This is a genomic window from Paenibacillus sp. F411 (genome assembly GCF_017582705.1).
In the GTDB taxonomy this organism is placed as follows: domain Bacteria; phylum Bacillota; class Bacilli; order Paenibacillales; family Paenibacillaceae; genus Paenibacillus_AQ; species Paenibacillus_AQ algicola.
Genome location: NZ_JAGFIP010000006.1, coordinates 121,735 through 139,840, shown reverse-complemented (window position 1 = coordinate 139,840; position 18,106 = coordinate 121,735). Strand labels below are relative to the sequence as shown.

Here is an 18,106-nt window from a genome sequence, read left to right as displayed (position 1 = left end):
GGGAGGCACGATCTATATGGAGGTGAGAGCATGCCGGTAGTCATGGTCACCGGTTCGGCGGGCTTAATCGGCAGTGAGGCGGCAGCGTTTTACGCGGAGAAAGGATATGTCGTGGTCGGGCTGGACAACAATATGCGCCAGACGCTGTTTGGCTCGGAGGGCACAACGAGGGACAATGTGGAGCAGCTGAAGGAGAAGCACGGGTCCTCCTACATTCACTACGACACCGATATTCGCAATACCGCAGAGCTGGATGAGATTTTCACCAGGCACGGGAAGGACATTCAGCTCATTATCCACACTGCTGCTCAGCCCTCACATGACTGGGCGGCACGGGAGCCGTTGACGGATTTCCATATTAATGCGACAGGCACCCTGAATCTGCTAGAAATGACGCGGACACATTGTGAAGACGCGGTTTTTATCTTTACATCCACCAACAAAGTATATGGAGATCGGCCGAACAGCCTTCCTCTTGTAGAGCTGGCCAGCCGCTGGGAGCTTGAGCCTGCCCATGCCTGTTACAAGGGCATTGATGAGAGCATGTCTGTGGATCACTGCATGCATTCTTTATTCGGTGCCTCCAAGCTGGCAGCAGATCTTCTCGTACAGGAGTACGGACAATATTTCAATATGAGAACCGTATGCTTCCGTGGAGGTGTGCTTAGCGGCTCCAGACAGTCGGGTGTCCAGCTGCACGGCTTTTTGAATTATTTGATGAAATGCGCGGTGACGGACGTGCCGTACACCATTTTTGGATATGAGGGCAAGCAGGTTCGAGATATTATTCATGCCAGCGACGTGGTCGCGGCGTTCCATGAATGCTTTCAAAACCCCCGCAGAGGCGGGCGGGTATACAATCTCGGCGGGGGCCGAGAGTCCAACGTATCCATCCTGGAGTCTATAGAGCTCATCACTCAAATTACAGGCAAGAAGCTCTCTTACAGCTACGTGGATCAGCCCCGTAAAGGGGATCATAAGTGGTACATTACAGACATGTCGCGCTTCAAAAAAGACTATCCCGCCTGGAGCCTCCAGGTTCCGGCGGGGCGGGTGATGGAGATCATCTATGCGGAGAATGCGTCCCGCTGGAAAGCCGGAGGCTGAAGCCTTCGGCATCTCACGCTAGTAGGTATCGTTCCAGATTTTGAACATAGCACAGCTACGGCGGCTTCGTGATTGAAGACGGGGATACCATTCCTGGTTTAGCGGATTGTTCAGCAGTACGGCGGTTCGCAGCTGTCCTCTGCGGCGCAGCACCTGCAGCTTTCTGTAATCCCGGGGGGTATGGACAATGACAAACCGGATTCTCGGGAAGGCACCGGCAACATGTCGCTTGTAGAACAGACATCCTTTTCTGGAGCCGATAATGGTCAGGAGGGGTGCCTGTTTTCGGGATGTGGATTGCTGACGCGAGATAGAATGAGAGGAGATGGTCATCAATTCCTTGATCGTCTCCGTCATGTTTGTCTTGCCGAGCGAATCATCGCGGAGACGATAGTGATAGAGCACCTTCGGAACCTTCTCTATCGGTGAGATTTCAAACATCCGCAGCCACAGATCATAATCATACGATATGCGGTAGTTCGGATTGTACTGGCCAGCCGCATAGAACGCCTGCTTCGAGAAGGTCACAGACCCGTGGCATAAATAACAGGTGAAATGCCGGGTCGCATAGATATCCTGCGGATCTCGAATGATATTGTACGATTCAATCTCCGGCGTAATCACAGCTTCATCTCCCATGCGACCCATAATAAGAGAGCCCACGCCGATGCAGCCGGGATGGGCCTGCAAATAGGCTGCCTGCTCTGCAAGCCGGTTGCGATCGCTGAGATCATCGGCATCATGAATGGCAATCCAGTCCCCGGCAGCATTCGCAATGCCCAGATTGAGACAGCGTGCAGCACCCTGATTGACTTCAACCGAAATGACCCTCAGCCGCGGGTCCTGAATGGAGCTCAAGATGTCCGCAGTCCGGTCGCTTGAGCCGTCGTTCACCACAATAAGCTCAAAGTGCGGGTACGTCTGCCCCAGCACACTATGCACGGCTTCCTCCAGATACGCCTCTCCGTTATAAACCGCCATTACAACAGATATAAACACATAGCACTCTCCCTTCTGCTTACAGGCTAAGAAGCCATTCCAGCGATGCTGCCAGCTTTGGACAGCCTCCGGAGGCTTTGAACAGGCTCCATTCTTCGTAAAATCTGGCTCTCCATCCGGGCTCTCTTCCCATTTCTGCGGCATCCAGCAAGCCGGTCATCGGCAAGTCGTGAATAAGCAGGTGAAAAATCTGGTCAAACAGGCCAAGACAAGCCTGTGACAGCACCGGATACTGTTCTTTCACAGCCATGAGCTTGTATTCGTGAACCATGTCATTGACTTCAAAGATGTCTTTTCCGATCCAGCACAGCGACTGGACACCCACATCAAACTCCGGATGGAGAGAGAAGAAAAAGCGGTAATTGATCAGGCCGTCCTTGGTCTGGCTGCCGAGGCTTCGCGGGTGCTCCTGATGATACACCTTCACCAGAGGATGATCCAAAATCTGCACACCGCTGCGATAGAGACGGTAGCCGAACTCCCAGTCCTCACAGCCCCATCCTTGAAAGCCCTCGTTAAACGGACCCACTCGATCAAAGGTTGATCTTTGCAAAGAAATATTGTGCGTCACGACGAAAATATACGGCAAATGAAACCCTTCGTACCGCGATCCGAAACGCTTTATAACCTTGGGATAGAATGGGGTGTGAAATGCATACTTCTGATACCTTCCAGCCACAATGGACGCTTTGGAGAACAGCCTGATTATGGAATCTTTGCCTCTGCGAGTCTGTTTCAAGCGCCGGAGGAGCCTGACATACCTGGCTTGCCGGGATAAAGGACGAGCCTTAGCCCGGGATCGAGCCGCACGCTTTCGGAGAGCTTTCGCTGTGCTGCGCTTAGTATGGGCCTTCAGGTACAGCTGCTTGAACTGTGTCAGCTGCTCCGGATTGAAGCGGCTGTCCAGCACTGTGAACACATTATAGTGCTGCATGCAGCCTGTGATGACCGCCTCTCCAGGACTTCCGCTCTGATGAAGCTGGTAATGCTGCTTCACATAATCCGGGTCCAGCAGCATTTCGGCGTCCATAAAGATCAGCACCTGCCCGGCAGCGGCAGCGGCACCAATATTTTTGGCTTTGGACCGCCCGACGTTCTGCTCGCAGCGTACATATTTGAAGTGAAACGGAAGGCGCAGCCTCTGCAGCCGGTAGGTCTGATCGGTGGAGGCGTCATCGACCAGAATGACCTCCAGGCTAGCCGGTGGAAAGGTCTGGCTCTCCAGCGCATACAGGGACAGGAGAGTCTGATGGAATTTCTGGTGTGCAATCATAATGACACTGACTTCTATGCTCATACCATGCCAACTTCCCTTCTGTGACGTGACGTTCTGTTCAAGATATATGCACAGGGGCTTAGACTGGACACGGGCAGATGCATCAATAGAAACCTTTTTCAGACAAACCCGCTAAAGCGGAGGTCCTGTCAAGACTTGCAGCCATACAGTATAGGAGCAGAGCGTGTGGAGGAAGGAGGGAAGCAGTTGAGTAAAGTGCTGATTACTGGAGCTGCCGGATTTCTCGGCTCCTGTCTGAGTCAAAGGCTGCTGTCTGCCGGACATGATGTCATTGGAGTAGATAACTTCAGCTCCGGGCAGCGAAGCCGATTCGCTGTCTTGCAGCAGCATCCTCGCTTTACAGGGTTTGAGTATGGCGTGGAGTGTGAGGAAATCCTCACACTGAAGCCGCTGGAGGACGTACAGGAGATATATCATCTGGCTTCTCCGGCTTCGCCGAGGTTTTATCAGGCCGCTCCACTGGAAACGATAGCAGCGAACACGGCAGGGACGCACCAGATGCTGAGACTCGCCCGCAGAAACAAGGCGTCCATGGTCTATGCCAGCACGAGTGAAGCTTACGGAGACCCCCAGGTTCATCCCCAGCCGGAGAATTACTGGGGAAACGTGAATACCTGGGGACCCCGGGCCTGCTATGACGAAGGCAAGCGGCTGGGTGAAGTGTACTGCTATGAATACTTTGACAAGTTTCAGGTGAAGGTCAAGGTGGCGCGAATCTTCAATACGTATTCCGCAGAGCTGCGCAATGATGACGGCCGGGTCATTTCCAATTTCGTCAATCAAGCTATTCAGAATCAGGATATTACGGTTTACGGGGACGGCAGCCAGACCCGTTCCTTCTGTTATGTGGATGACCTGCTCGGCGGCCTGATCCGGATGATGGAGAGTGATGCAGCCACCGGGGAGATCATCAACCTGGGCAATCCGCAGGAGTACCGCGTGCTGGAGGTAGCAGAGCTCACCAAGCGGCTGGCTCAGTCCCATAGCCGCATTACCTTCCATCCGCTGCCGGAGAATGATCCCAGGATCCGGCGCCCGGTCATTGATAAAGCAAAGGCGCTGCTCGGCTGGGAGCCTGTCGTTACGCTGGAGGAAGGACTGTTGCGTACCATAGAGATTTATCGTTCGCGGTTCAATAAATATGGTGGAGGGGCGTGACATGAAAACAGTATGCTTGGGAACCGGCTATGTCGGAACTGTAACCGCTGCGGCGCTGGCCATGGCAGGGCATCAGGCGACCGTAATTGATATTGATAAGCAAAAGGTAAACAGCATTAATGCAGGAGCCAGCCCTATATTTGAGCCGGGACTGAATGACGTCATTTCCCTTCATGCGGGACGGCTGCTGACAGCCAGTGTGTCGCTGGAAAGTGTGCGCGAGGCGGACGTCATCTTTATCTGTGTAGGGACGCCTGCGCTGCCGGACGGAACGGCTGATCTCCGCTACGTAAAGGATGCCGCCCGCTCCATCGGAGAGAACCTGAGCCTGGAGCGCTTTACTGTGATTGTGAACAAGTCTACGGTGCCTGTAGGTACCGCAGCTCTCGTTGCCTCTATTGTGGAATCGGTATCCGGCGGAGAAGCAGGGCGTCATTTTACGGTCGCGAGCAATCCGGAATTTCTGCGCGAGGGCTATGCGCTGGAGGATGTTCTTTTTCCCGATCGCATTATCGTGGGCACACAGCATCCCGAGGGCCTGGCAAGGCTCAGAGAGCTGTATAAGCCTTATGTGAAACGGCTGATCCGTATACCGGATGTACTGAAGCCATATCTTGAAGGAGCAGGGGCGCAGCAGGAGACGGTATATTTTGAAACGGATACCAAAAGTGCCGAGCTGATCAAATATGCATCCAATGCATTTCTCGCTGTCAAAATCAGCTACATCAACGAGATAGCCCGATTGTCTGAAGCGCTGGGTGCGAACACTGCACATATCGCCAGGGGCATGGGCCTGGATTCCCGAATCGGGGAGAAATTTCTAGAGGTATCGAGCGGCTGGAGCGGCAGCTGCTTCCCCAAGGATACCCAAGAGCTGTGGACCACCAGCCGCAAATACGGCGCTGAGCTGAGCATTGTGAGAGCGGCAATGGATTCGAATGAAGAAATGAAGCATTTTTGTGTGCGCAAGCTCCAGCGCAAGCTGAAAAGCCTGAATGGAAGCTGCATCGGGCTTCTGGGGCTGACTTTTAAGCCCAATACCGATGATGTACGTGAAACGCAGGCGCTCTTCATGATCCGGCAGCTTCTGGAGCTGGGGGCCCAGGTGAGGGTGCATGATCCGAAGGGGATGGACCATTTCCGCCGGCTTTATCCTGATCTCCCTGTCGATTACTGCGAGAGCGCAGAGGAGGCGGCAGAGCGGACGCATGCGCTGGTGCTGATGACGCATTGGGAGCAATATTTACAATTAAATTGGAAAATGATATTTTATTCTGTGAAGCAGCCCTATATTCTGGATACCCGCAATTGCCTGAGGGGAGCGGAGCTGAGAGAAATGGGCTTTGACTACGAAGGTATTGGGTAAGAATAGAAGGAATTGTCCTCCTGCATCCGGGCAATTCCTTTTCTTTTGCAGAATGGACGGCCGGGTGCAGGAGCAGTGAAATACATAGGGTTAAAGGGTGAATTCCAATATGCGGTGGAGGAACAGGCTGTGGCTGCGCCTTGCCCAAAGAGCCCTGAAGAATCGGGATCGGGAGCGGGCGCTGGCCTACATGGATAAAGGTAAAGATGAGATAAGTACGCTGCAGGACCAGATTGCCTACGTCAATCTGCTGCACGGTGCCGGCCGCTCACAGGAGGGGCTGACGCTGCTGGGCCAGATTATTGACCAGAAGGGAGCCTCCGCTGCTTATGAGCGGCGCGCGCACCTGCTAAGGGAGCTGGGACGGGGCGAGGAAGCCATTACGGACCTGGATGAAGCTATTATGCTGAACAGCAACAACTATTTGAACTGGTATACCCGCGGTGTGCTGAATCGGGATTTGGGAAATTATGAAGAAGCCATCCGGGATCTGAAGCAGAGCATTAGCAGAGAGGGGCCGGAGAGTATCATCTCCACCTACTATGAGCTGGGCATGACGTATGTGGAAAGCGGAGATCCTGCCGCTGCCACCCGCTGGTTTCAGCAAAGCATTCAGCGGCCAGAGCGAAGTATACCGATGTACTACTTCATGCTGGCCCGGTGCCTGTGCCATGAAGGGAAGCCGGAAGAAGCAAAGCAGGTGCTGCTGCAGGGGGTAGAGCTGGCGGACCGCTATGAAGCCCAGGCCGATGAGGGCTACGCGCTGTTTGATGAGTCTACGAGTTATAGTAGGGGTGCGTTCCTGACGTTTCAGCGGCAGATGAAGGAGAGCTTTTCTTTCCGCCTGCTGCTTGCCGATATTAATCTGCAGCTGGGAGACATTGACGTGGGCCTTAAGGCGATTGCTGAAGGATTGGCCAGATATCCCGGAGAAGTGGAGCTGTATCTGAAGCGGGCCATGCTTCTTTCTGCCGCTGGCAGAGCCGATGAAGCGAGGGAGAATTTGCGGCTGGCCGTGCACCAGGAGCCGGATGATTTAAGGGCCTATGCCGAGCTTCTGCGTCTGCTGCGGGAAGAGGAAGGAGAGGCAGGAGAAGAGGCTGCGCTGGAGCTGCTCACGGGGCTGATGAAGCGTCAGCCGAGAACACCCATTGTCTGCTATTGGGTAGCAGACAGCCTGTATCGCCTGGGCCGGCACGAGCATGCGCTGGACATGAACAGCCGCCTGCTGGAGGTAGAGCCGGATGATCCGGCCAACTACATCCAGCGTGCAGACATCTACATTGAAATGGGCAGCCTGCCTTCCGCGGAGGAGGCCATGCAGCAAGCCGTGAAGCTGGAGAACAGCCCGGAAATTCATAACAAGCTGAGCTACATTCAATATTTGCAGGGGCATAATGAGGATGCGCTGCTATCCCTCCAGCAGACGGCAGAGCTCGATCCGGAGTATGAGCAGCACCCCGCCTATCAGTCCGCCAGCGGACATATTTATAAGGAAATGGGCATGTGGGATTTGGCTGTTCAGGCCTACAGCCGGGCGATTCGGGCAGAGCCCCGCCAGGTGAAGCTGTACGAATTCCGCGCCGGCTGCTTCCTGGAAACGGGGCAGCTGGAGCAGGCAGCCGCGGATTGCACGCGGGGGCTTGAGCTGGATGGAGCTGCTGCGGAGCTGTACAGTCTCCGCAGCTCGGTTTATTACGCAATGAAGGATTATCCGGCGGCTGCACAGGATATGCAGCAGTACCTGCAATTTTACCCCGAGCACCCCGGAGCTTATTACCGACTGGGACAGATGCTGTACAAGAATCGGGATGAGGAGGCTGCACTGGCTGCTTTTGACCGGGTGCTGTCGCTCATTCCCGAGCATGCGGACTGCTATTTATATAAAGCTCATATTTATTTCGGACAGCTGGAGCCAGAAGCAGCTCTGCAGCACATTGTGAGCTGGGGGCTGTTCTATGATAAGGAGGCCCCGGTCGGAGAGAGAGTAAACGCCATTCGCTCGCTGGAGGGCTTCACAGAGGAGATCCTGGAGGAGGCTGCAGAACGCTTGAGAGGCATGTACGGCCAAAGCCAGTATTTATCCTGAAGCCCGTGAGGAGAAACGACGTGTTATTTCACCATTTTCTGTAATCCTCTGCAATGATACGAAAGTCGTGAAACTGTGGTATGATAGGAGCACTGACTTTTCATTTCAAAGAAACGGCTTTCGCGGCCTTGACAGGCGGCGGGCCGTTTCTTCTTGCGTCTTCACAGCATGGCAAAGGAGGTGATGTCCTGTGATATCCTTGCAGGAGGTCAGCAGAAGCTTTACCCAGGGGGACAGCCGCCTTCAGGCTGTGGACCGCGTGACGCTGGAAATTGCAGCGGGCGAAATTCACGGCATTATGGGAGCCAGCGGAGCAGGCAAGTCCACGCTGCTTCGAATGATTAATCTGCTGGAGCGCCCGGATGCCGGGAAGGTATTCGTGGGAGGTCAAGAATTGACGGTTCTCTCGGCATCAGCGCTCCGGCAGGCGAGAAGATCGATCGGCATGATCTTTCAGCACTTTAATCTGGTCGGCAACCGGACGGTGGAAGGGAATGTAGGGATGCCTTTAGAGCTTTCAGGCGTGCGCAGGCCGGAGCGGCAGCAGCGCACAGAGGAGCTGCTTCGCTATGTAGGCCTGCTGGAGAAGAAGCACCAGTACCCCGCGAGCCTGAGCGGAGGCCAGAAACAGCGGGTAGCCATTGCCCGTGCCCTGATCTCGCGTCCTAAGGTGCTGCTGTGTGACGAGCCCACCTCGGCACTGGATGAACGAACAGCTTCAAGTATTCTGGAGCTGTTGAAGGAGGTTCATGCCTCGGGAGTTACCATCGTCATGGTTACACATGAGCGGAGTGTCATTGACCGGATGTGCAGCCATGTTTCGGTGATGGAGCATGGACGCATTCTCCGTACGGCGCCGGTAAAGGAGAGCTATCCATGATGGAATGGTGGAACAATCTCTATCAATATCTGGCGGACTACTTCCAGTATGTATCCGGGTATCAGGAGCAGATCTGGAAGGCGATCGGAGAAACGTTCGTGATGGTCGGCATTTCCATTGCCGCTGCCTTGCTGCTCGGGCTTCCTGCAGGCACGCTCCTGTATCTGACCCGAAGGGGACAGCTGCTGGAGAATCCGCTGCTGTTCGCCATCGTCAACAGCCTGGTGAATGTCATACGCTCGTTCCCGTTCCTGCTGCTGGTAGTCGCGATGATTCCGCTCACCCGACTGATTGTCGGTACTGCCATCGGAACACTTGCCGCCGCTGTGCCGATGTCGGTCATCGCATTTGCGTATTATTCACGGCTGGTCGAGCAGTCGCTGCTGGAGGTCCCCCGGGATGTCATTGAGGCCGCCTCTTCAATGGGAGCATCTACTCTGCAGATTATTGTGAAATTTGTATATGTGGAGGCGCGCTCGGGACTGGTGCTCGGCCTGACGACTTCCATGATCAGCTTCATTTCGTATTCGACGGTGATGGGCATCGTTGGGGGAGGAGGCGTCGGGGACTTCGCGATCCGTTATGGCTACCAGCGCTTTGAATACGAGATTATGGTGTTTACGATCATCATCATGATCATTCTGGTACAGTCCATCCAGTTCGCCGGGAATGTGTGCTCCCGCCTGCTGGATAAGAAATGAGTTTCAATCAGCCCGCTGCGCCTGCGCGGCATATCTCAACACATATAAAGGAGACAACAACGATGAAGCTATGGAAAATGAATACGGGCCGGCCCTGGGCAGCCCTGCTGCTTGCCCTGGCCCTGATTACAGTAGCCGGATGCGGCCAGGCCGGCAATGAGTCAGAGCCGGAAGGCAAGGCTGTGGAGGAAATTACGCTGAAGGTGGCTTCCCTGATTCCGCCGATGACCGATGTTCTGGAAATGGTAAAGCCGGCGCTTCAGGAGGAGGGCATCCTGCTGGAGGTCGTCATTCTGTCGGATAATATTCAGCCAAACCACGCGCTGGCGAACAAAGAGGTCGATGCGAACTTCTTCCAGCATGCTCCGTACATGGAGGACTACAACAAGAATAACGATGCCGAGCTGGTGTCGGTGCAGCCGATTTACAACGCTGTTTACGGTGCGTACTCCAAGCGGTATGACTCCATTGAGGAGCTGCCGGAGGGAGCTGTGATTGCGGTGCCGAATGATCCCTCGAACATTGGGCGCTCCCTGGTCATGCTGGAGCAGCACGGGATGATCAAGCTGAAGGAAGGGGTAGGCATTCAGGCGACGGTAGGGGATGTCGTGGACAATCCGAAGGGCTACGAGTTCGAGGAGGTCGATCTGCTTATGCTGGCGCGCACGCTGGATGATGTGGATCTGGTGACGATGACCCCGGCTTACGCCAAGCCGCTGGGACTGACGCCGAAGAAGGATGCGCTCATCACGGAAGGAAAAGACTCGGAGTTTGCGATTACGCTTGTGGCCCGGGAGGACAATAAGGATTCCGAGGCGATCCAGAAGCTGGCACAAGTCATGACAGGACCAGACGTACGGGCCTTCTTCGAAGAGAACTATGCCGAGATCGCGATTCCTGCGTTCTAGAAAAAAGGTGACCTCCTAACGGCTTGACCCCTGCCTGCAGTCTCAAGCCACAGGCAGCGAGATCGTAAACACCGTGCCGTTCTGCGGCTCGCTGTTCACGGATACTGTGCCCTGCATGGAACGGATGGCCTGATAAGAGAAGGTCAGCCCAAGGCCGGTTCCGGTTCTTTTGGTAGAATAGTAGATGGAGCCAAGACGGCTGAGCTGATCTCCATCCATGCCGACTCCGTTGTCGCGAATCTCGAACTGGACCCGGTCTCCCAGAGACTTGAAGGAGATAAGGACCTGGGCGTGCGGGACGTCCATGCAGGCCTCAATCGCATTTTTGATGAAATTCATGAGCAGCTGCTTCATCTCGGTAGAGTTGCCGTAGACCATCACGGCTTCTGCAGGACAGTCGGTCTGAATGCTCACCTTGTGCATGGTGGCGTACGGGGTCATGACCTCGACAACGGATCTTAAATGAGTGATGAGGTCAAGCTCTTGCCGGTGAGAGCTGAGCGGCTTGCTCATGGATAAGTAATCTGACAGGATCTGCTCTGTCCGGTGAATTTCTTCAATGCTAATATCGATAAAGCGTTCTGTTTTGTCCGGAGAGAAGGCATTGGAGCGAATTAATTTCAGAAAGCCCAGCACGGTCGTCAGCGGATTGCGGACCTCATGGGCGAGTGAGGCGGCCACGTGGTTGGCCGCTTCTACTTTTTCATTTTGCAAATAACGCAGCTGCAGCTCTTTATCGCTGACCGATTTGTTGAACAGCGTCACGAGCAGCCAAATGCCAATAAAGTTCTGCACGGGCATGACGATCATGTTAAAGGACAGGTGCGTCAGCAAATAGTCGGTGTGACTAAAGTAAAGATAGATAAGTGGAAGAAACGAGAAGAGGACAGCCGCCAGCAGCGTGACCAGCTGCTTCCGCCTTGCTTGATGATAGGCAGCGCTCAGCAGAACGGAGATGGGAAAGGTCACACACATAATAATCATGGCGTTGAAGGCCCCGATCCCCCCAAGATACAGGCGGTAAGCCACAAATTCAGCCAGGAGAATAAGCCCGGTTGTTATGCCGCCAAAGACCAGGCCAAAAAACATAATGACATATCGGATATCGAACATAATGCCTTGTACGGCACTGGATGGGAAGGTCATCGCGAGGAACAGAGAAATACAGCAGGTGATTGCGATGAAGGCACGGGAGTAGTTGATCTCCAGATTCCGATAGTAGACGTTGTACATAACAAAAGGCATTAAAGCAAATAACAGCTGCAGCAGGACACCCTTAAATTCCGACAAAAGACATCACCCTCTTAAACCAAGATTGTGTGGCTGCTTACGAAATTCACTAGAAATATTCGACAGTGGGGAAGGAATATCCTTGAGTTTTATACAAAAAAATCATGAAATGAGACTTTCCATAACAAAAAGGACCGTTTCTGAGGATCAATGATCTTCAAAAGCGGTCCTTTTGCATCATGCATGAAGTGGCCTTATGTTAACAGCTGTTATCTAAATATCAGCCCCGGCGATGGGCGCCGCCAGGATAAGCCGGCCTCGCGGCTGTTCCCCATAAGCGTCCGGCTCCACCGTAATTGCGACGGTGTCATAATCCTCCGGCTCAAAGGTGTAATACAGCGCGCCAATGCCGTCTCTGGCGAGGAAGGTGCCGGCGTTGCGCTTGTCTTCGCCTTTAATGAGCCATACCTGGAAGGCTTCATTGGATTGCAGCTCCGGCAGATTCTCAGCCTGCACGACCAGATGGGTGCCCTGACTGTCAATGACGATTGTAGCCAGGCCCTGAGCAATAATGTCCTCAGAGACCGGGTCCAGCTTCACCGCTTCACCCAGCTTTAAGCCCTGTGAGGGCTTGAGCGCATCATTCAGCATGGCCTGCAGCCGGTCTGCCTCATTCTGTGCAGCCAACAGCTCCTGCTTCGCAGCTTCGGCCTCGGCAGACTGCAGCTCCAGCTGCTCCACTTCACCCCGAAGCTGGGCACTGTACACCCCTAATGCAATAACGGCAGCGGCAAGTCCGGCGCTGGCAGCTCGCCAGCCGCGGCTGCTTCGCATGAAAATAGCTCTTGGCGGTGCCGAAGCCGTGCCGCTTTCTGTGGCTGAAGCCCGTTCAGCCGCAGAAGACCTCTTCGTGGCCTGAGACTCCGCAGGCTGATTCAGCCCGTTCCCGGCAGCAGGGACAGATTCTTGTCCAGCCGCATTCGGTACGGCTGATGCATCTGCTGTGCCGGCTTCGCCCTGCAGCACATGTCCCAGGATGCGCTCCTTCATGCCGGCCGGAGGCTGAACAGGCATTGCCGCCAGCGGCAGGTAATCCAGAACCTTCTTCATTTCCTCCACCTGCTTCACACATTCAGGGCATTCAGACAAATGCGCCTCGAATTCCTTCTGCTCGGATGCGGACAATCCCCCAAGTACATACAGTTCAACGAGCTCTACCATCGTTGTATGCTTGTCCATCATACAGTCTCTTCCCTTCTTTCCGTCTCCGCCCACAGATTCAGCGCTCCCAATCGCCTTTGAAGCTGTTTCATGGCCAGGCGGACCCGGCTCTTGACGGTGCCAAGCGGTATTTGATATTGAACAGAAACCTCATGCTGTGTCATACCCTGATAATAGATGGAGTCCACGACGATCTTCTGTTCTTCGCTTAATTCTGCCAGGGCTTCTGACACCTTTAGACCCAGCCACCGGCTTTCTACGACCTGCTCTGTGTTGCTGCTCTCATCGGGAATGAGATGAATCACCTCATCGTCCACCGGGGAGGCGGCGTTGCGCGCTGATTTGCGGCGCAGCATATCAATTGCGATATTGCGCGTGATGGCAAACATCCAGGTCGTCAGCTTTCCCTGCTCGCTCTGGTACCGTTCAGCATGATTCCAGATTCGCAGAAACAGCTCCTGCATCACTTCTTCCGCCGCCATCTCATCCTGCACAATACGGTAGGCAAAAGCGTAAATGACTCTCTCATACTGGCTGTACAGCTGCTCCAGGGCAGCACTGTCCTTCTCCATGATCCGCTGCATGAGCAGGCGGTCATCGTGATTGTCATTCATCCGGAGGCTCCTTTCCCTCAAAACCTCCCTACATTATAGCTTTCGCAGGGAATGTTCCAAAGGATTACATTTTATTTTATTTTTTTTTGAAAAAAAGTGATCCAAATCTCAAAACCTCTCGTTACATGGGACAAGAAGCCATTCACAAGACGTGAAGGGTTGCTCATAACATACCATTTCTTAAAAGGAGTGTGCAAAATTTGATGAAATCCACTTTAACCCGAATGCTGACCTTGATGCTGGCATTCATGCTGGTTGTACCCGCAGCAGCCGGTGCTGCAGCAGCACCTACTGTGAAGGGAGCCGCCGAGGATCTTCGCTCTGCACTGGGACGTCTCTTGGGAGAGCATGCGGTGCTGGCGCTGACGGCCATGCAGAAGGGATACGACGGGAAGGCAGACTTTAATGCAGCGGCAGAAGCGCTGAATGGCAACACGGAGGATTTGACGCAGGCGATCAGCTCTGTATACGGCGCTGAAGCGGGCGTAGCATTCAAGAAGGTCTGGAACTCGCACATTGGTTACTTTGTTGACTATGTACAGGCTTCAGCAGCGAAGGACAGTGCCGGCATGCAGAAGGCTGTCCAGAATCTGGAGAAGTACCGCATGGAGCAAGCCAAGTTTTTTGCCGATGCGAATCCGTACATGAATGAGCAGCAGACGGCAGAAGGCCTCAAAATGCACATTAATCACCTGCTGGATGCTTTCAACAGCTATACCGCAGGCAAATATGACGAGGCTTACAGCTATCAGCGTGAAGCTTACATGCATATGTTTATGACAGGTGACGGCATTGCCGGAGCGATCATCAAGCAATTTCCGAAGCAATTCCCGGGGGATGCCATGAGTCCGGCATCGGATCTGCGCTCCGCTCTGGAGCAGCTGCTTGGCGAGCATGCCTTTGCAGCAGCTGTTACATTGCAAAAGGGCATTGACGGTGCACCTGATTTCAATAACGCAGCAGCATGGCTGAACATGAACACCGAGGATCTGACGAAAGCCATTGCTTCTGTCTATGGCAATGAAGCTGGAGCAGCGTTCAAGACGATCTGGAACTCTCATATCGGCTACTTCGTCGACTATGTGAAGGCTACAGGCGCTAACGATGCGGCAGCCAAGCAAAAAGCAGTAAATGATCTGGAGAAGTACCGGATGGAGCAGGCTAAATTTTTTGCAGATGCCAATCCGTTCATGAATGAGCAGCAGACCGCGGAAGGTCTCAAAATGCATATCAACCACCTGGTGGACGCATTCGACAGCTATGTAGCTAAAGACTATTCAGAAGCATACATGATGAACCGTGAAGCCTACACACATATGTTTATGACGGGTGAAGGCATCAGCGGCGCCATTGTGAAGCAATTCCCGGACAAGTTCATGCAAGGCATGACTCCTGAGAAGCCGGCAGCACCTATGGTATCCAAGATCACGCTGGGTCTTGGCAGCAAAATGCTGATGGTAGACGGAAAAGCGGTCAAGATGGACGTGGCTCCAATGATCAAGTACAACAGAACCTATATCCCGGTTCGCTACCTTGCTGAAAGCCTGGGAGCGGAGATCAAGTTTGACAATGCGACCAAGACAACCTGGATCATGGCCGGTGACGATAAGCTGGCATTCTGGATCGGTCAGGATGTTATGGAGCTGAACGGCAAATCTCAAAAGGTAGGCGCGAAGGTGTTTATCGAGAATGGCCGTACCCATGTACCGGTTCGCTTTATCGCTGAGCTGCTTGGGTGGAAGCTGCATGGAACCGCTCAAGACCTGATGCTCACGAAGGAAATGGCTCATATGGGTCACATGAATCATTAATCCTCATTCTTCAGTAAAGTAAGCTTAAATAAGGCGCCCCTGCTCAAGGTAACAGACTGGATGTAACACAATCCGGCTGTTCCCTGGATGCAGGGGCGCTTTTTTGCGTAAAGAAAAATGAGAGGATAAAAGGGATTCATTCGCCAATGCAGAAGTAAGCATGCTAGGGGATGTGCAAGGCTCAGCGGCTTTGAAAGCTGCGGCTTCTTGTTCCACATCCAATCGACAGCATAAAGGAGCTTATGAAATCATCATGAATACGATCAGCCTTCGAAAAATTGAATTGGAAAACTGCAGTCCCATCCCGACCATGGACGAAAGCCGGCTTAATCAGTTCTGGGATGAGCAGCTGGCCGGGCATGAGGAACGCCCGCTGGAGGTTACAATAGCCGGGGAGGATACACCTTACCCGGGAATGAAGGTGAACAAAGTCACCTACAAAGGCTTTGATGAGACGCCTGTACATGCATGGCATATTGCACCGGTACAAGCCGAGACGAATGCACCGTGTGTGGTGACCTTTCCCGGCTACACGATGGACCGCGGCTTTCCGGAGCGCTATGCTCACTATCTGCTGCTCGGCTGGCATGTGCTGGCTGTAGACGTCCGGGGGCAGTCGGGAGAGACCGGCAGCCTGCTGCCGCTGGACAGCGGAATCGCTCGCGGCTGGATTACACAAGGCATTATGGAGGCAGAGCGCTCCTATTATATGGCGGTTACTATAGATGCGGTGAGAGCCGTCAAGGTAGCGGCCGGGCTGCCGGGCGTCGACGCCAAGCGTATTGCCACAGCCGGGGGAAGTCAGGGCGGGGGACTCGCATTCATCAGCGGAGCACTCAGCCCGCTTGTCGCAGCCGTTGCGGCGGATATTCCCAATCTGTGCCGTATGGATTACGGGGTGCTGCATTCTACCAGCTCCTTGACGGAGGTGGCACAATACATCAAGCGCTATCCCGACCGGCTGGAGGCTGTTCTGTCGAGTCTGGCGCATTTTGATATGCTCAATCTCGCTCCCCGGCTCAAGGTGCCTGTGATGGTGTCAGTAGGCTGGAAGGATACAGTTTGTATGCCGGAGACCATCTATGCCGCCTACAACCGGGTTCAGTCGCCCAAGGAAATCCGCGACTATCCATTCTCCGGCCATGAGGTCAGCGAGCATCAGAAGCGGGAAGCGGTGGTGTTTCTGCAGAAGCATCTGGGCTGAAGGTGAGGATGAAGCACTATCCTGAAATTCCAGGTCATAATGTAAGTTTATATAACACATAAAACTATTTTTGTTAGTTTATTTAACATATTCTATTGACTTTGGGCTTTTCACCCCTATAATTAAACACAAGGAGTCAGAGGAAACATCGAATCAACCTAGAAATTTTGATTAGGTGTTACTATAACTCACATTGGGGTGCTTGACATGATGATTACGGCCGGCGATCTCAAGCAGGACATTTTGAGAATTTACAACGCCATTAACAAGAGAATATTTAATGTGGGCGTCAGGCAGCAGAAGGTCGATTTTGTCGGCAGCAAGATCATCATCGTCTCCAGAAACACCCGGGTTCCCGTCTTAAAGCTGCTGGATGAGCATGATCCCCAGTCTACACGCCAGCTGGACCATCTGCTGTTTCAGGTGCTGAAGCAGGAGATCAAGAAGGAGTTTGAACAACAGCTGAAATTGAATATTATCACGATTCTGAAGGATTATGATGCTGAGACCGAATATTCTGGTACCATCGTTTTCCTAGAGAAGGACGTGGAATGTTATCTGAACGACAAGCCGGAACTCTGTTAAGAGAGCGGGCCGATCGTCAGTTTAGTATCGAACTGTGCAGTAATGCTGCACGTTCGGGCCTGGACTGGCGATTTTTTTATACCCGCTTTGAAAATAACCCCTGTAATTTCAGAAAAAGGAGGAAACAAAATGAGTCAGCACAAAATTGAGATTGATGGTGTCAGCAAATGGTTTCGCCGCAACGGAGAGGAGATTGCTGCGATGCGGGAGACGAATCTTTCGATTGAAGCCGGCAGGTTTGTCAGCATCATCGGCCCCAGCGGCTGCGGTAAATCGACCTTGTTCAATATTATTGCAGGCCTGATGCCGCCCTCCACCGGACGGGTGCTGGCGGACGGAGAAAATATCGTAGGCAAGACCGGTTATGTCGGGTACATGCTGCAGAAGGATATGCTCCTCCCATGGCGGACTATCCTGGATAACATTATTCTCGGCATGGAGGTAAGGGGCGTTCCTCATCAGGAGGCGGTTCAGCGCGCCTTGCCGTTGATGGAGAAGTACGGACTGAAGGGCTTTGACAAGCATTATCCCAAGGAGCTTTCAGGAGGGATGAAGCAAAGAGCAGCTTTACTGAGAACGCTGCTGTATGACCGCGATATTATTTTGCTGGACGAGCCCTTTGGGGCGCTGGATGCCCAGACCCGGCTGACGATGCAGAACTGGCTGCTGCAGATTTGGGAGGATTTCGGCAAGACGGTGCTGTTCGTTACCCATGACATAGACGAAGCCATTTATTTATCGGATGACATTTATGTGTTTTCCTCCAGACCCGGGCGGATCAAGTCCAAGATTACAGTGACCATGGAGCGTCCGCGCAAGACCGAGGATATGACCTCTCCGGCCTTTATGGAGCTCAAGCATCATCTGATGGACTTGTTATCCGCAGGACATGAAGAGCCCGTATCGTCCTAGTCTCTCAAATACTGTATTTCACAT

16 protein-coding genes are annotated in these 18,106 nt (G+C 53.4%); 11 read left to right on the top strand and 5 right to left on the bottom strand.

The window, feature by feature from the left end:
- Positions 1–30 precede the first annotated feature (30 nt).
- Positions 31–1,107 (top strand): NAD-dependent epimerase/dehydratase family protein, encoded by a 1,077-nt coding sequence (locus JJQ72_RS08780; RefSeq protein ID WP_208203409.1) that lies wholly within the window; start codon positions 31–33, stop codon positions 1,105–1,107.
- 18 nt (positions 1,108–1,125) lie between these two features.
- Here JJQ72_RS08780 and JJQ72_RS08775 read toward each other — a convergent pair whose 3' ends face one another.
- Positions 1,126–2,106, bottom strand: coding sequence for a glycosyltransferase family 2 protein (locus JJQ72_RS08775; protein WP_208203408.1), 981 nt, complete (start codon positions 2,104–2,106; stop codon positions 1,126–1,128).
- A 19-nt stretch (positions 2,107–2,125) separates the two neighbouring features.
- Positions 2,126–3,403 carry a glycosyltransferase family 2 protein gene (locus JJQ72_RS08770; protein ID WP_208203407.1) on the bottom strand — a complete coding sequence of 426 codons (1,278 nt, stop codon included), beginning with the start codon at positions 3,401–3,403 and terminating at the stop codon, positions 2,126–2,128.
- 195 nt (positions 3,404–3,598) lie between these two features.
- Between JJQ72_RS08770 and JJQ72_RS08765 the strand changes: the two genes are divergently transcribed.
- From JJQ72_RS08765 to JJQ72_RS08740, 6 genes are all read left to right on the top strand, one after another.
- Positions 3,599–4,561 carry an NAD-dependent epimerase/dehydratase family protein gene (locus tag JJQ72_RS08765; RefSeq protein ID WP_347880733.1) on the top strand — a complete coding sequence of 321 codons (963 nt, stop codon included), beginning with the start codon at positions 3,599–3,601 and terminating at the stop codon, positions 4,559–4,561.
- Between the two features lies 1 nt (position 4,562).
- The gene (locus JJQ72_RS08760) at positions 4,563–5,927 is read left to right on the top strand and encodes a UDP-glucose dehydrogenase family protein (protein WP_208203405.1); all 1,365 of its coding nucleotides are present in this window, start codon (positions 4,563–4,565) and stop codon (positions 5,925–5,927) included.
- 109 nt (positions 5,928–6,036) lie between these two features.
- The gene (locus JJQ72_RS08755; protein WP_208203404.1) at positions 6,037–8,016 is read left to right on the top strand and encodes a tetratricopeptide repeat protein; all 1,980 of its coding nucleotides are present in this window, start codon (positions 6,037–6,039) and stop codon (positions 8,014–8,016) included.
- 190 nt (positions 8,017–8,206) lie between these two features.
- Positions 8,207–8,896 (top strand): methionine ABC transporter ATP-binding protein, encoded by a 690-nt coding sequence (locus JJQ72_RS08750; RefSeq protein ID WP_208203403.1) that lies wholly within the window; start codon positions 8,207–8,209, stop codon positions 8,894–8,896.
- Positions 8,896–9,597 (top strand): methionine ABC transporter permease, encoded by a 702-nt coding sequence (locus JJQ72_RS08745; protein ID WP_138227648.1) that lies wholly within the window; start codon positions 8,896–8,898, stop codon positions 9,595–9,597. Before JJQ72_RS08750 ends, JJQ72_RS08745 begins: the two co-directional genes overlap by 1 nt.
- Before the next feature lie 77 nt (positions 9,598–9,674).
- A complete protein-coding gene (locus JJQ72_RS08740; protein ID WP_208203450.1) occupies positions 9,675–10,505 on the top strand; it encodes a MetQ/NlpA family ABC transporter substrate-binding protein in 831 nt (276 codons plus the stop codon).
- Positions 10,506–10,547: 42 nt separating this feature from the next.
- Here JJQ72_RS08740 and JJQ72_RS08735 read toward each other — a convergent pair whose 3' ends face one another.
- From JJQ72_RS08735 to JJQ72_RS08725, 3 genes are all read right to left on the bottom strand, one after another.
- The gene (locus tag JJQ72_RS08735; RefSeq protein WP_208203402.1) at positions 10,548–11,795 is read right to left on the bottom strand and encodes a sensor histidine kinase; all 1,248 of its coding nucleotides are present in this window, start codon (positions 11,793–11,795) and stop codon (positions 10,548–10,550) included.
- 213 nt (positions 11,796–12,008) lie between these two features.
- The gene (locus JJQ72_RS08730) at positions 12,009–12,977 is read right to left on the bottom strand and encodes an anti-sigma factor domain-containing protein (protein WP_208203401.1); all 969 of its coding nucleotides are present in this window, start codon (positions 12,975–12,977) and stop codon (positions 12,009–12,011) included.
- A complete protein-coding gene (locus tag JJQ72_RS08725; protein ID WP_208203400.1) occupies positions 12,974–13,570 on the bottom strand; it encodes an RNA polymerase sigma factor in 597 nt (198 codons plus the stop codon). Before JJQ72_RS08725 ends, JJQ72_RS08730 begins: the two co-directional genes overlap by 4 nt.
- Before the next feature lie 203 nt (positions 13,571–13,773).
- On the opposite strand from JJQ72_RS08725, the gene JJQ72_RS08720 reads away from it, so the two are divergent.
- The 4 genes from JJQ72_RS08720 (at position 13,774) to JJQ72_RS08705 (ending at position 18,082) form a co-directional block, all read left to right on the top strand.
- Entirely contained in the window at positions 13,774–15,381 is a 1,608-nt protein-coding gene (locus tag JJQ72_RS08720; RefSeq protein ID WP_208203399.1) for a copper amine oxidase N-terminal domain-containing protein, read from the top strand.
- Positions 15,382–15,634: 253 nt separating this feature from the next.
- A complete protein-coding gene (locus JJQ72_RS08715; RefSeq protein WP_208203398.1) occupies positions 15,635–16,585 on the top strand; it encodes an acetylxylan esterase in 951 nt (316 codons plus the stop codon).
- A gap of 207 nt (positions 16,586–16,792) precedes the next feature.
- Positions 16,793–17,170: a Na-translocating system protein MpsC family protein gene (locus JJQ72_RS08710; protein WP_233281160.1), complete on the top strand. Its 378-nt coding sequence runs from the start codon at positions 16,793–16,795 to the stop codon at positions 17,168–17,170.
- A 129-nt stretch (positions 17,171–17,299) separates the two neighbouring features.
- On the top strand, positions 17,300–18,082 hold the full coding sequence (locus JJQ72_RS08705; protein ID WP_208203397.1) for an ABC transporter ATP-binding protein: 783 nt from the start codon (positions 17,300–17,302) through the stop codon (positions 18,080–18,082).
- Positions 18,083–18,106 lie beyond the last annotated feature (24 nt).

Bases quoted from the DNA above. Each gene is read 5' to 3' on its own strand.
- JJQ72_RS08780 (WP_208203409.1), top strand. From the start codon at position 31: ATGCCGGTAGTCATGGTCACCGGTTCGGCGGGCTTAATCGGCAGTGAG.
- JJQ72_RS08770 (WP_208203407.1), bottom strand. From the start codon at position 3,403: ATGAGCATAGAAGTCAGTGTCATTATGATTGCACACCAGAAATTCCAT.
- JJQ72_RS08760 (WP_208203405.1), top strand. From the start codon at position 4,563: ATGAAAACAGTATGCTTGGGAACCGGCTATGTCGGAACTGTAACCGCT.
- JJQ72_RS08755 (WP_208203404.1), top strand. From the start codon at position 6,037: ATGCGGTGGAGGAACAGGCTGTGGCTGCGCCTTGCCCAAAGAGCCCTG.
- JJQ72_RS08745 (WP_138227648.1), top strand. From the start codon at position 8,896: ATGGAATGGTGGAACAATCTCTATCAATATCTGGCGGACTACTTCCAG.
- JJQ72_RS08740 (WP_208203450.1), top strand. From the start codon at position 9,675: ATGAATACGGGCCGGCCCTGGGCAGCCCTGCTGCTTGCCCTGGCCCTG.
- JJQ72_RS08730 (WP_208203401.1), bottom strand. From the start codon at position 12,977: ATGATGGACAAGCATACAACGATGGTAGAGCTCGTTGAACTGTATGTA.
- JJQ72_RS08725 (WP_208203400.1), bottom strand. From the start codon at position 13,570: ATGAATGACAATCACGATGACCGCCTGCTCATGCAGCGGATCATGGAG.
- JJQ72_RS08720 (WP_208203399.1), top strand. From the start codon at position 13,774: ATGAAATCCACTTTAACCCGAATGCTGACCTTGATGCTGGCATTCATG.
- JJQ72_RS08715 (WP_208203398.1), top strand. From the start codon at position 15,635: ATGAATACGATCAGCCTTCGAAAAATTGAATTGGAAAACTGCAGTCCC.
- JJQ72_RS08710 (WP_233281160.1), top strand. From the start codon at position 16,793: ATGATGATTACGGCCGGCGATCTCAAGCAGGACATTTTGAGAATTTAC.
- JJQ72_RS08705 (WP_208203397.1), top strand. From the start codon at position 17,300: ATGAGTCAGCACAAAATTGAGATTGATGGTGTCAGCAAATGGTTTCGC.